The sequence below is a fragment of the Neisseria sicca 4320 genome (assembly GCF_000193735.1).
GTDB lineage: Bacteria > Pseudomonadota > Gammaproteobacteria > Burkholderiales > Neisseriaceae > Neisseria > Neisseria sicca_E.
On the sequence record NZ_AEPF01000017.1, the window covers coordinates 1 to 11,661 of the forward strand.

The following is an 11,661-nucleotide window of genomic DNA, read 5'->3' on the forward strand; positions in this document are numbered from 1 at the left end:
TCATGTACCGACTGATTTCAGACGACCTTTACCACGACATCAAAAAGCCAAGCCGGAACACGCGGGACACCGTATCCCTCCCGTGTATTCCGGCTCGGCTTTTCTATAACAATTTATATCATTCAGTCATGCAGTGCAGCCGCGTGCAAGGTATTTTCCAAAAGCGTCGCAATCGTCATCGGGCCGACGCCGCCGGGAACAGGGGTAATCATGCCAGCCCGTTCTTTTGCCACATCAAACTCCACATCACCGCACAAACTGCCATCTTCCAAACGGTTGATACCGACATCAATCACAACCGCACCGGGCTTAATCCAACTGCCTTTAACAAAATTCGGGATACCCACGCCGACGACCAAAATATCCGCCGCAGCCACTTCATCAGCAAGATTCTGCGTCGCGCTGTGGCATACCGTTACCGTCGCGCGTGCCAACAATAATTCCAAAGCCTGGGGTCTGCCTACAATATTTGAAGCGCCGACAACAACCGCCTTTTTCCCTTTTGGATCGACCCCGTATTCTTCCAAAAGCGTCATTACGCCTTTGGGCGTACATGGCCGCATCAGCGGCATTTTCACTACCAGCCGTCCTATATTGTAAGGATGGAAGCCGTCCACATCCTTATGTGGAACAATATTTTCCAGAACGGCCTGACTGTCGATATGTGCCGGCAACGGAAGCTGCACCAAAATACCGTCCACAGCATCATCCTCATTTAATCGCCCGACCAAATCCAACAACTCTTCTTGGGAAGTCGATTCGGGCAGCTCATAAGTCAAAGAACGGATACCGCATTTTTCGCAAGCCAGCTTTTTATTGCGGACATATACCGCACTGGCAGGATCATTACCCACCAAAATGACCGCCAAACAAGGTTCGCGCAAACCATCTTCCTGACGCTTTACCACCGCTTCGGCAACTTTTGCCAGTCTTTTGAACGACACCTCTTTACCGTTGATTAATTGTGCAGCCATAAACCTTCCTTCCCAATCAAAATGAAACAATATCGGCGATTATCGCATTTTTAAACCGGTTTGACACATCCCGTAAAACCACATTCCTGCACATTCAAACCCCTATTCCCATTCCATTTCCTGGCATACCCATAAAAATAAATCTTAATGAAAAATAAAAAGATAGGACAAGAAATAAAAACAAACTTAAAAATACAGTTGACCTTTTACAAACCTATGTGTATAGTTTCACTCTTCAAGTCGGGGCGTAGCGCAGCCCGGTTAGCGCATCTGCTTTGGGAGCAGAGGGTCGTGAGTTCGAATCCCACCGCCCCGACCAATAATGCTTTAGCACGAATCGGCATGAGCGCCCGTAGCTCAACCGGATAGAGCACCGACCTTCTAAGTCGGGGGTTACAGGTTCGATTCCTGTCGGGCGTGCCAAAAATTTAGTTTTACGGTGGCTGTAGCTCAGTTGGTAGAGCCCTGGATTGTGATTCCAGTTGTCGTGGGTTCGAGCCCCATCAGCCACCCCAAAATAAAAGTCCTGCAAATATCATGCAGGACTTTTTCTTTTTTTCTTTAAAATATTCAGTTACCCTTGCCGTATTTCTTTCTTTTATCCAAAGGAATTTAGACAAAAATACCATACTACCTTTTCTCTTAAAAGAAAATAATAGTATGGTATTTATATTGCGCTTTAAAGCGGCAGGCCGGCAAACCAACCCATATTTTAATCCATATTTATTAACGGATTCTCAGAAAACGGGTATAAACTGCCAAAATAATTACTGCAAAAATAGTTGATGCAATCCATCCTGCAGGCTCACCTACACGATACCAACCTAAACTTTGGCCTACAAATCCTGCCAAAGCCGATCCGGCTATACCCAAGAGGGTAGTCATAATGAATCCGAAATTTTCTCTGCCAGGATGCAGGAATTTTGCCAAGACGCCGACGATGAAACCAATGATGATCGTAACGATCCATCCCATAATATTACCTCCGTGTGATTTTCAAAGTTGTTTTAATCAGCTCTCCCAGCTCCCTTAGAAGCGGAAACCCTGAAAAGCCTTTGCATAATACAGAACACTTTGGCAAACTGTCCTGCCATGGTGTTTATTTTTCTTAAAATAAACTGATTTTAAGTACTTTTACTGTATTGTGTGGCAACGATACAAAAATTTCTCTTACCAAGGTCGTCTGAAAGGAAATCCAAATGAACACGGAAAATACGCTTTGCCTGATTGTCGATATTCAGGAACGCCTGCTGCCCGCATTGCACGGCAGTGGACAAATGGTCGAACATTGCCGCATCCTGCTGCAAGGCCTGTCGGCTTTAAACATACCGTTTGCAGCAACGGAACAATATCCGAAGGGTTTGGGTAAAACGGTTCCCGCCATATCCCTGCTTCTGCACAATACGCCGATATTCGAAAAAACCCGTTTTTCCGCCGCATCACCCGAAGTCATGGCCATTCTGAAAGAGAAACAAATCGAAAACATCATCTTAATCGGTGCGGAAGCGCACATCTGTATGCTTCAGACGACCTTGGACTTGCTCAAGCACAATATCCGCGTCCACATTCCTTACGAATGTACCACCTCCAGAAACCCGCTTAACAAAGACAATGCCCTGCAGCAGATGCTTACTGCCGGAGCCGCCGTATCCAACGTTGAGAGTTTATTATTCAACCTGATGGGTGATGCGAAACATCCTGCCTTTAAAACCATTTCCAAACTCATCCAATAGCCGGCAGGTCGTCTGGAAATGGAATACACGATTACTCTGGCGAAAACAGAAGACCTGCCCGACATTGTCGAAATCTACAACAGTACGATTGAAGCGCGCCAATCCACCGCCGATTTATCGCCCGTCAGCATCGAAACCCGCAAGCCTTGGTTTGAAGCACATTCCGGCAAACGCCCGCTTTATGTCTTGAAAAACCATAGCGGCGAATTGCTGGCATGGGGCAGCTTCAGCGATTATTATCCGCGCCACGCGTTTCACATCAGCGCGGAAATCAGTATTTATGTCCGGCACAATATGCGCGGGGTCGGCGTCGGTAAAATCCTGCTGCGCAATATGTTGGAGCGTGCGCCCTCCTTGGGCATTAAAAACGTTTTGGCCGTGATTTTCGGACACAACCACCCCAGCCTGCATCTTTTTCACTCGTTCGGTTTTCAAGAATGGGGCAGATTGCCCGCAGCGTGCGATTTGGAAACATTTGAAGCGGATGTGGTCATCTTGGGCAAACAGATAACGTAATCCTCCCCAAAGAACCCAACCTGAAAGATCATGAGTATCAGTAAAAAGGTCGTCTGAAATCTACTTTCAGACGACCTTTCGTTTTATTTGACGAACTTCAATATCTTGCCCGACTTGGCAGGTTCGCCGTCAGTCGGCTTATCTGCCGCCGGCTCCTGCTGCGCCTCATTACCGGAAGCATCCGCTTCGTAAGGCTCGACTTCGAACCCCATCCCCTCCCCGCTTTCGCGGGAGAAGATACTGATAACATGGCCGACAGGAATCCAAATATCGTGCGCCACCCCGCCGAAACGGGCGGAAAAGCTGATCCAATCGTTATCGATATTCAGATTATGGCTGGCGGTCGGGCCGATATTCAGTACGATTTCATTGTCGCGGACATATTGCATGGGTACGCGGGTATGTTCGTTAACCCAAACGACCAGATGCGGCGTTTGGCCATTGTCCGTACACCATTCATATAAGGCACGAAGCAGATAGGGTTTGGTCGAAGTCGTCATGGTATCTCCTTTCGGAAGCTTATCGGCGCATGGCTTTCTCGGCGGGCGTCAGCGCTTCGATGAAGGCCTCGCGTTGGAAAATACGTTCGGCGTATTTCAACAAAGGTGCGGCGGATTTGCCGAGTTTGATGTCGTAATGATCAAGCCGCCACAACAAAGGAGACAGCGCTACGTCAATCATAGAAAAATCTTCGCCGAGGATGTATTTGCTCTTCGCAAACGCAGGAGCCAGCATTGTCAGTCCGTTACCGATGGCTTCGCGCGCTTTAGCCTGTTCTTTGTTGGTCGCGTTAGGGTTTTCCAAAACATGGACGAAGTTGAACAATTCTTTTTCCATGCGGAACAACACCAAACGCCCGCGTCCGCGCATCACGGGATCACCCGGCATCAGTTGCGGATGCGGGAAACGTTCGTCGATATATTCATTGATGATGTTGGACTCATGCAAGATGAGGTCGCGTTCAACCAAAACAGGTACTTGATTGTACGGATTCATTACGGCAAGGTCTTCGGGCTTGTTGAAAATATCGACATCTTTGATTTCAAAATCCATGCCTTTTTCGTACAACACGAAACGGCAGCGTTGGCTGAACGGGCAGGTAATGCCTGAATATAAGGTCATCATGGTAATTGGGCTCCTGTATCCGGTTTCAGACGGCCTGCGTCTGATACGACCGTTGAACAAATTAATCGCAGAATTATACGCGATTGCATACAACAATTCTAGAAAAACAGGATAATATATTGTTTTAAATTATATTTTTTGACTTCCCCATCTTAAGTCATATAGTGGATTAAATTTAAATCAGGACAAGGCGACGAAGCCGCAGACAGTACAAATAGTACGGCAAGGCGAGGCAACGCCGTACTGGTTTAAAGTTAATCCACTATACAACGCAATATCGCTGCATTCCGTATAAATAAAGAGGTCGTCTGAAAACCCGAAATCCGGTTTTCAGACGACCTCTTTCCATTCAAACAAGGGAAACCGTTTGCCTGAAGCCCGTTTATTTTTTGGGCTGTTTCAGACGACCTCCCCCCTTTACTGTTCGCCGATTAAATACCGCGCAGCAATTCGTTCACGCTGGTTTTGGCGCGGGTTTGCGCGTCCACGCGTTTGACGATGACGGCGCAGTAGAGGCTGTGGCTGCCGTCTTTGGAAGGCATGCTGCCGGACACGACAACCGAGCCTGCCGGTACGCGGCCTTGGTAGATTTCGCCGGTGGTACGGTCGAAGATTTTGGTGGATTGTCCGATGAACACGCCCATGGAAATCACGCTGCCTTCTTCGACAATCACGCCTTCGACGATTTCGGAACGCGCGCCGATGAAGCAGTTGTCTTCAATGATGGTCGGGCTGGCTTGCAGAGGTTCGAGTACGCCGCCGATGCCGACGCCGCCGCTCAAGTGGACGTTTTTACCGATTTGCGCGCAAGAGCCGACGGTCGCCCAAGTATCGACCATCGCGCCTTCGTCAACGTATGCGCCGATGTTGACATAAGACGGCATCAATACGACGTTTTTGGCAACGAAGCTGCCACGACGCGCAACAGCACCGGGTACGGCGCGAAAACCTGCGGCGCGGAATTCGTCTTCCGACCAGTCGGCAAACTTGGTCGGTACTTTGTCGTAGTATTTGTTCACGCCGTCGTTGAGGACTTCGTTGTCTTGGATGCGGAAGGACAACAGGACGGCTTTTTTCGCCCATTCGTTGACTTTCCATTCGCCCAAGCCCAAGCGTTCGGCGACGCGCAATTTGCCTGAATCGAGTTGGCGGATGGTTTCCAACACGGCTTCTTTGACTTCGGGGGTAACGGTGGTCGGGGTGATGTCCGCGCGGTTTTCAAAGGCGGTTTCGATGATGTTTTGCAAAGACATGGGGATTCCTTTTGAAGAGGGTAAAAGGTCGTCTGAAAAATTCGGATGACCTGCAAACAGGCGGTATTTTGCCATGTAAACGCTTTGCCGTCAGCTTTTGCAAAGGTCGTCTGAAAGGTGTTTTGCTGTTTCAGACGACCTCCAAGATTGCTATGATATAGTGGCTTAACTTTAAACAAACCGGTACGGCATCCCCTCGCTTTGTCCTGATTTAAAGTTAATCCACTATCCCATTCCCGTCATCCTTTCAAACGGAATCCGAAATGTCCGACAACCGCCTCGACACCGCCCGCCGCCATTCCCTCTTCCTCGCCCGCCAGCTCGACAACGGCAAACTCAAGCCTGAAATTTTCCTGCCCATGCTGGACAAAGTGTTAACCGAAGCGGATTTCCAAGCCTTTGCCGACTGGGACAAAATCCGCACGGAAGAAAATGAGGAAGAGTTGGCGCGGCAGTTGCGCGAGTTGCGCCGTTATGTGGTGTCGCAGATTATCGTGCGCGATATAAACCGCATCAGCGATTTGAACGAAGTTACCCGCACGATTACGCTGTTTGCCGATTTTGCCGTCAATACCGCGTTGGACTTTGCCTACGCCTATTATCGGGACATGTACGGCACGCCGATCGGGCGTTATACCAAATCGCCGCAGCATTTGAGCGTGGTGGCGATGGGCAAGGCGGGCGGCTATGAGTTGAACGTGTCTTCCGACATCGATTTGATTTTCGTCTATCCCGAATCGGGCGACACCAACGGCAGGCGCGAACGCGGCAATCAGGAGTTTTTCACCAAAGTCGGACAGAAACTGATTGCGCTGCTGAACGACATCACCGCCGACGGGCAAGTGTTCCGCGTCGATATGCGGCTGCGGCCGGACGGCGATTCGGGCGCGCTGGTATTGAGCGAAACCGCGCTGGAGCAATACCTGATTACGCAGGGGCGCGAATGGGAGCGCTACGCATGGTGCAAAGGCCGCGTGGTTACACCGTATCCAAACGACATCAAATCGCTGGTGCGCCCCTTCGTGTTCCGCAAATATCTGGATTACAGCGCGTATGAGGCGATGCGCAACCTGCACCGCCAAATCCGCAGCGAAGTCAGCAAAAAAGGCATGGCGGACAATATCAAACTCGGCGCAGGCGGCATCCGCGAAGTCGAGTTTATCGCCCAGATTTTCCAGATGATACGCGGCGGACAAATGCGCGCGCTGCAACTGAAAGGCACGCAGGAAACGCTGAAGAAACTTGCCGAGTTGGGCATCATGCCGTCTGAAAACGTCGAAACCCTGCTTGCCGCCTACCGCTTCCTGCGCGACGTCGAACACCGCCTGCAATACTGGGACGACCAGCAAACCCAAACCCTGCCCTCCTCGCCCGAACAGCAACAACTGCTTGCCGAAAGTATGGGTTTCGACAGCTACGCCGCCTTTTCAGACGACCTCAACGTTCATCGTAACAAGGTCAATCAGTTGTTCAACGAAATTTTGAGCGAACCCGAAGAGCAAACACAGGACAACAGCGAATGGCAATGGGCATGGCAGGACAAACCCGACGAAGAAGAGCGGCAAGGTCGTCTGAGAGAACACGGGTTCGATGCCGAAACCATCGCCGCAAGGCTCGACCAAATCCGGCACGGTCATAAATACCGCCACCTCTCCGCACACGCCCAGCCGCGTTTTGACGCCATTGTGCCGCTGTTCGTACAGGCGGCGGCCGAGCAGAACAACCCGACCGATACGCTGATGCGGCTGTTGGACTTCCTTGAAAACATCAGCCGCCGCTCCGCCTATCTCGCCTTCCTCAACGAACATCCGCAAACCTTGGCGCAACTGGCGCAGATTATGAGCCAAAGCTCATGGGTGGCGGCGTATCTGAGCAAATACCCGATTCTGCTGGACGAACTCATCAGCGCGCAGCTTTTGGATACCGCGTTCGACTGGCAAGCCCTCGCCACCGCCCTCTCAGACGACCTCAAAGCCTGCGGCGGCGACACCGAAGCGCAAATGGACACCCTGCGCCGCTTCCAGCACGCCCAAGTCTTCCGCCTCGCCGTCCAAGACCTCGCCGGACTGTGGACGGTAGAATCCCTCTCCGACCAACTTTCCGCCCTCGCCGACACCATCCTCGCCGCCGCCCTGCCGTGCGCGTGGGCGGACATGCCCAAAAAGCACCGCGACACCCCGCAATTCGCCATCGTCGGCTACGGCAAACTCGGCGGCAAAGAACTCGGCTACGCCTCCGACCTCGACCTCGTCTACCTCTACGACGATCCCCATCCCGACGCAGGCGACGTATACAGCCGCCTCGCCCGCCGCCTGACCAACTGGCTTTCCACCGCCACCGGCGCAGGCAGCCTCTACGAAACCGACCTGCGCCTGCGCCCCAACGGCGACGCCGGCTTCCTCGCCCACAGCATCGCCGCCTTCGAAAAATATCAGCGCGAAAACGCATGGACATGGGAACACCAGTCCCTCACCCGCGCCCGCTTCATCTGCGGCACACCCGAAATTCAGACGGCCTTCGACCGCATCCGCACCGAAATTCTCACCGCCGAACGCGACCAAACCGCCTTGGCAGGCGAAATCATCGAAATGCGCGAAAAAATGTTCCCCACCCATCCGCCGGTTGACAGCAACGTCAAATACGCGCGCGGCGGCGTGGTCGACGTCGAATTTATCGTCCAATATCTGATACTTGCCCATGCCCGCCAATATCCGCAACTCCTCGACAACTACGGCAACATCGCCCTCTTGAACATCGCCGCCGACTGCGGCCTCATCGACAAAACCCTCGCCGAACAAAGCCGCACCGCCTACCGCTTCTACCGCCAGCAGCAGCACAACACCAAACTGCGCGACGCCGAAAAAACCGAAGTAACCGACGAATTGCTGTCCCATTACGGCAATGTCAGGAAATTATGGCGGGAAGTGTTTGGGGAGGAGGCGAAGCTCTGATAAAGCAGGTATTACAGGGGATTAGCCATCCACCGCGTAGCGCGTATCCACCCGCCAATCACACCAAACCCATAGCATGGGCTCTGCCCACGAATAAAACCCAAAATTTCAGACGACTTCTTTTTACCTGCTATTTTCGTGGGTAAAGTCCACGCTACCATCTACGCCATCAAGGCAAAAGGTTGTCTGAAAACACTTTTCAGACAACCTTTAAACAAATTGGATTGTCGAACCCAACATTGCGAATTATCCGATTTTCGTTGGGTTTCAAATCAATCTAAGCACGGCGTATCGTGTGCCCCACCCTCGAGTTACTAACAAACCCGTAGCGCGGAATCCGTCCACAAAAATGATTAAAAAAGGTTGTCTGAAAACTCAAACGCTAGGTTTTCAGACGACCTTTCACATTTTTTCACCCATGCCCGGGAGGCACCGGCGCACCTGCGGGCTTTTTGTAGCGGTTGTACATAAACAGATATTGCGTCGGAAACCGGCGTATCCAATATTCCGTATTTTCATTGATTACCCGCGCATCGTGTTCTTTATCGCCGTTCAGTCCGCCGCGCAAGGGTTCGATGTGCAGGACAAACCCGCGTCCTTTCGGCAGGCGTTCTCCGCAGAAAAACAATGCCTTAACCCCTTTTACCTGCGCGAGCTTGCCTGCCAGCGTCATGGTAAAAGCCGGTTTACCGAAGAACTCCGCCCACACACCGTCTCCGCCTTCTTCTGGCGCGGGGACATGGTCGGGCAAAACGATGGTGGCTTCGCCCGCACGCAAGGCTTTGATGACCTGCTTAACGCCTTGCATACTAGTCGGTGCGGTTTTACCTTTACCGCGTACGCGCCCCGCCTGCATGACTTCATTCATCGCTTTGAGCTTCGGCGGTTTGTACATCGCCGTAAGTGGAAACGGAAGCTGTTGGCTGATATATCGTCCGGCAAGGTCGTAGCTGCCGATGTGCGGAGTAATAAACAACAATCCTTCGCCCGCATCCAACGCAGCCTGTACATGCTCCCAACCGCGTACTTCTACAAACAATTTTTCTATGCTTTCAGGTCGTCTGAAAAAAGCCACGGGCAATTCCAACCCGCCTTTGACGGTTTCGCGGAACACAGCCTTGACCGCCGCTTCATCGGACTGCAAACCGGCCGTGCGCATATTGTCAAATACGCGTTCGCGATCCTCACGGCGCAGATAATAAACCACGCCGCCCAACACGCCCGCCAATGCGTGCAACAGGCGCAGCGGCATGGCAGCGAAGAGTTTGAAAAAAAAGGTAATCAGAATATACATAAAGGTATACCAAAGAAAGGTGGTCGGATTGTATAGCCGAATACGCAGGCAGTCGATACCTCTTTGACTGCCTGCACGCCGTTTCCATCAAGATGCTCCTTCAAACTAAATAACAAAATTGATAGTAACTGTTGTAAAATTTTTACAGACTGAAAACGTACAGACGAGACTTTCCCTAAAACTTCGTTAATTTTCAAAACAGCTATCTGCTATCAATAAAAATATCGGAAAAACAGCTTTGCTTTTTATATTTATCTGTTTATAAATTATTTTTTAAATTTCAACCCAAATCTACACTTCTGCCTTTTCATTTCCCTATAAATTAAACCTTGTTTTTCATTTCTAAAAAATCGTCTTTTTTGCTCGTTTTAAAATACATTGGGATTTGATCAAACAACAATTATTTACGGCAAATTTAAACGCAAATGCTCTCTTTTGCGCCTGATTGATGTACACTTACGAACGTAAGCATTTGAAATTTATCAAAAATATAAGAAGAATCACAATCATCTTCTTTTTGTAATGCTTCTCAAATCAAACTACACGAACAGAAAGGCATACACCATGGAAACCAAACGTCTCTCTTCCCTTCTCAAACTCATCGCCAACCCCGACCGCATGACCATTTTGTTCATGCTGATGGACAGCGAACGCAGCATCGCCGAATTATCCGAAGCGCTCGGACAGCCTGCGACCGCCGTTTCCAACCATCTCGCGCGCCTGCGCTCCGAAGGTCTGATCGATTTCACCCGCTACCACCGCATCATCGAATACCGGCTGGTATCCGAAGAAGCCGCCGTCATCCTCGATACGTTGCGCAATTTGGAAAACCGTAAAGCCGCCTAAAGGCTGTTGAGCCTTGTTTTCTCAAACGGATTTTTGTTTCAAACCGGCAGCCGCCGAAATCCCCTGATGATACAATAGCGTCCCGTTTACCCAACAAAGCGGTTTTCATGAACCGCTTTGTTTTGTCCTTATTCTGCCCGAAAAGCCCAAAACGCTTTTCAGACGACCCTCACACACGGAATCCGCATGAAAATCACCACTTGGAACGTCAATTCCCTCAACGTGCGCCTGCCGCAGGTGCAAAACTGGCTTGCCGACCATCAGCCCGATGTCCTTGTTTTGCAAGAACTCAAGCTAGACCAAGACAAATTTCCCGCCGCCGCCCTGCAAATGATGGGTTGGCACAGCGTTTGGAGCGGACAAAAAACCTACAACGGCGTCGCCATCATCAGCCGCAGCGAACCGCAAGACGTACACGTCGGCCTGCCTGCCCTGCCCGATGACCCGCAACGCCGCGTCATCTCCGCAACCGTCAACGGCGTGCGCGTCATCAATGTCTATTGCGTCAACGGCGAAGCCCTCGACAGCCCGAAATTCCAATATAAAGAACAATGGTTTGCCGCATTGACTGAATTTATCCGCGACGAAATGACGCGCCACGAAAAACTGGTCTTGCTCGGCGACTTCAATATCGCGCCCGCCGATGCCGACTGCTACGACCCCGAAAAATGGCATGAAAAAATCCACTGCTCATCCATCGAGAGACAGTGGTTCAAAAATCTGCTGGATTTAGGCCTGACCGACAGCCTGCGCCAAATCCACCCCGAAGGCGCGTTTTACACTTGGTTTGACTATCGCGGCGCAATGTTCCAACGCAAACTCGGACTGCGCATCGACCACCAGCTCATCAGCCCCGCCCTGTCTGCCGTGTTGAAAGACGTTTATGTCGATTTGGACGCGCGCGCGCAAGAACGCCCGAGCGACCATGCGCCGGTCGTGGCTGAATTTGATTTGTAAGGCGCAATCTTT

Annotated in this window: 12 protein-coding genes and 3 tRNA genes; 9 read left to right on the plus strand and 6 right to left on the minus strand. The window is 51.0% G+C overall.

Features of this window, described 5'->3' with window-relative positions:
* Positions 1 to 122 precede the first annotated feature (122 nt).
* The gene (gene folD, locus NSCA4_RS0101575) at positions 123 to 974 is read right to left on the minus strand and encodes a bifunctional methylenetetrahydrofolate dehydrogenase/methenyltetrahydrofolate cyclohydrolase FolD (RefSeq protein ID WP_016686514.1); all 852 of its coding nucleotides are present in this window, start codon (positions 972 to 974) and stop codon (positions 123 to 125) included.
* 241 nt (positions 975 to 1,215) lie between these two features.
* Between folD and NSCA4_RS0101580 the strand changes: the two genes are divergently transcribed.
* From NSCA4_RS0101580 to NSCA4_RS0101590, 3 genes are all read left to right on the plus strand, one after another.
* Positions 1,216 to 1,293, plus strand: a tRNA-Pro gene (locus NSCA4_RS0101580).
* 27 nt (positions 1,294 to 1,320) lie between these two features.
* Positions 1,321 to 1,397, plus strand: a tRNA-Arg gene (locus NSCA4_RS0101585).
* Positions 1,398 to 1,413: 16 nt separating this feature from the next.
* A tRNA-His gene (locus NSCA4_RS0101590) sits at positions 1,414 to 1,489 on the plus strand.
* Positions 1,490 to 1,700: 211 nt separating this feature from the next.
* On the opposite strand, the gene NSCA4_RS0101595 is transcribed toward NSCA4_RS0101590, so the two are convergent.
* Positions 1,701 to 1,949, minus strand: a complete 249-nt coding sequence (locus NSCA4_RS0101595; RefSeq protein ID WP_016686515.1) for a GlsB/YeaQ/YmgE family stress response membrane protein — start codon at positions 1,947 to 1,949, stop codon at positions 1,701 to 1,703.
* Positions 1,950 to 2,173: 224 nt separating this feature from the next.
* Between NSCA4_RS0101595 and NSCA4_RS0101600 the strand changes: the two genes are divergently transcribed.
* Both NSCA4_RS0101600 and NSCA4_RS0101605 read left to right on the plus strand, forming a co-directional pair.
* On the plus strand, positions 2,174 to 2,707 hold the full coding sequence (locus NSCA4_RS0101600; protein ID WP_016686516.1) for an isochorismatase family protein: 534 nt from the start codon (positions 2,174 to 2,176) through the stop codon (positions 2,705 to 2,707).
* Between the two features lie 18 nt (positions 2,708 to 2,725).
* The gene (locus NSCA4_RS0101605; protein WP_016686517.1) at positions 2,726 to 3,223 is read left to right on the plus strand and encodes a GNAT family N-acetyltransferase; all 498 of its coding nucleotides are present in this window, start codon (positions 2,726 to 2,728) and stop codon (positions 3,221 to 3,223) included.
* Between the two features lie 83 nt (positions 3,224 to 3,306).
* On the opposite strand, the gene NSCA4_RS0101610 is transcribed toward NSCA4_RS0101605, so the two are convergent.
* The 3 genes from NSCA4_RS0101610 to dapD all read right to left on the minus strand — a co-directional run bounded on the left by NSCA4_RS0101610 (position 3,307) and on the right by dapD (position 5,601).
* On the minus strand, positions 3,307 to 3,723 hold the full coding sequence (locus NSCA4_RS0101610; protein WP_016686518.1) for a ClpXP protease specificity-enhancing factor: 417 nt from the start codon (positions 3,721 to 3,723) through the stop codon (positions 3,307 to 3,309).
* Between the two features lie 19 nt (positions 3,724 to 3,742).
* Complete coding sequence (locus NSCA4_RS0101615; RefSeq protein ID WP_016686519.1) at positions 3,743 to 4,348, minus strand: glutathione S-transferase N-terminal domain-containing protein; 606 nt, start codon at positions 4,346 to 4,348, stop codon at positions 3,743 to 3,745.
* Between the two features lie 431 nt (positions 4,349 to 4,779).
* Positions 4,780 to 5,601 (minus strand): 2,3,4,5-tetrahydropyridine-2,6-dicarboxylate N-succinyltransferase, encoded by an 822-nt coding sequence (gene dapD, locus NSCA4_RS0101620; protein WP_016686520.1) that lies wholly within the window; start codon positions 5,599 to 5,601, stop codon positions 4,780 to 4,782.
* Between the two features lie 11 nt (positions 5,602 to 5,612).
* On the opposite strand from dapD, the gene NSCA4_RS15410 reads away from it, so the two are divergent.
* Entirely contained in the window at positions 5,613 to 5,762 is a 150-nt protein-coding gene (locus NSCA4_RS15410) for a hypothetical protein (protein ID WP_155259015.1), read from the plus strand.
* Positions 5,763 to 5,864: 102 nt separating this feature from the next.
* Positions 5,865 to 8,552, plus strand: coding sequence for a bifunctional [glutamate--ammonia ligase]-adenylyl-L-tyrosine phosphorylase/[glutamate--ammonia-ligase] adenylyltransferase (gene glnE / locus NSCA4_RS0101625; protein WP_016686521.1), 2,688 nt, complete (start codon positions 5,865 to 5,867; stop codon positions 8,550 to 8,552).
* A 412-nt stretch (positions 8,553 to 8,964) separates the two neighbouring features.
* Here glnE and NSCA4_RS0101630 read toward each other — a convergent pair whose 3' ends face one another.
* Positions 8,965 to 9,846 carry a lysophospholipid acyltransferase family protein gene (locus NSCA4_RS0101630; protein ID WP_016686522.1) on the minus strand — a complete coding sequence of 294 codons (882 nt, stop codon included), beginning with the start codon at positions 9,844 to 9,846 and terminating at the stop codon, positions 8,965 to 8,967.
* Between the two features lie 564 nt (positions 9,847 to 10,410).
* Between NSCA4_RS0101630 and NSCA4_RS0101635 the strand changes: the two genes are divergently transcribed.
* Together NSCA4_RS0101635 and xth are read left to right on the plus strand one after the other, a co-directional pair.
* Positions 10,411 to 10,692 carry an ArsR/SmtB family transcription factor gene (locus tag NSCA4_RS0101635; protein WP_003766347.1) on the plus strand — a complete coding sequence of 94 codons (282 nt, stop codon included), beginning with the start codon at positions 10,411 to 10,413 and terminating at the stop codon, positions 10,690 to 10,692.
* A gap of 186 nt (positions 10,693 to 10,878) precedes the next feature.
* Positions 10,879 to 11,649: an exodeoxyribonuclease III gene (xth, locus tag NSCA4_RS0101640; protein ID WP_016686523.1), complete on the plus strand. Its 771-nt coding sequence runs from the start codon at positions 10,879 to 10,881 to the stop codon at positions 11,647 to 11,649.
* The last annotated feature ends 12 nt before the right edge of the window (positions 11,650 to 11,661 follow it).

Coding starts and splice junctions, on each gene's coding strand:
- folD (WP_016686514.1), bottom strand. CDS start 974: ATGGCTGCACAATTAATCAACGGTAAAGAGGTGTCGTTCAAAAGACTG.
- NSCA4_RS0101595 (WP_016686515.1), bottom strand. CDS start 1,949: ATGGGATGGATCGTTACGATCATCATTGGTTTCATCGTCGGCGTCTTG.
- NSCA4_RS0101600 (WP_016686516.1), top strand. CDS start 2,174: ATGAACACGGAAAATACGCTTTGCCTGATTGTCGATATTCAGGAACGC.
- NSCA4_RS0101605 (WP_016686517.1), top strand. CDS start 2,726: ATGGAATACACGATTACTCTGGCGAAAACAGAAGACCTGCCCGACATT.
- NSCA4_RS0101610 (WP_016686518.1), bottom strand. CDS start 3,723: ATGACGACTTCGACCAAACCCTATCTGCTTCGTGCCTTATATGAATGG.
- NSCA4_RS0101615 (WP_016686519.1), bottom strand. CDS start 4,348: ATGATGACCTTATATTCAGGCATTACCTGCCCGTTCAGCCAACGCTGC.
- dapD (WP_016686520.1), bottom strand. CDS start 5,601: ATGTCTTTGCAAAACATCATCGAAACCGCCTTTGAAAACCGCGCGGAC.
- glnE (WP_016686521.1), top strand. CDS start 5,865: ATGTCCGACAACCGCCTCGACACCGCCCGCCGCCATTCCCTCTTCCTC.
- NSCA4_RS0101630 (WP_016686522.1), bottom strand. CDS start 9,846: ATGTATATTCTGATTACCTTTTTTTTCAAACTCTTCGCTGCCATGCCG.
- NSCA4_RS0101635 (WP_003766347.1), top strand. CDS start 10,411: ATGGAAACCAAACGTCTCTCTTCCCTTCTCAAACTCATCGCCAACCCC.
- xth (WP_016686523.1), top strand. CDS start 10,879: ATGAAAATCACCACTTGGAACGTCAATTCCCTCAACGTGCGCCTGCCG.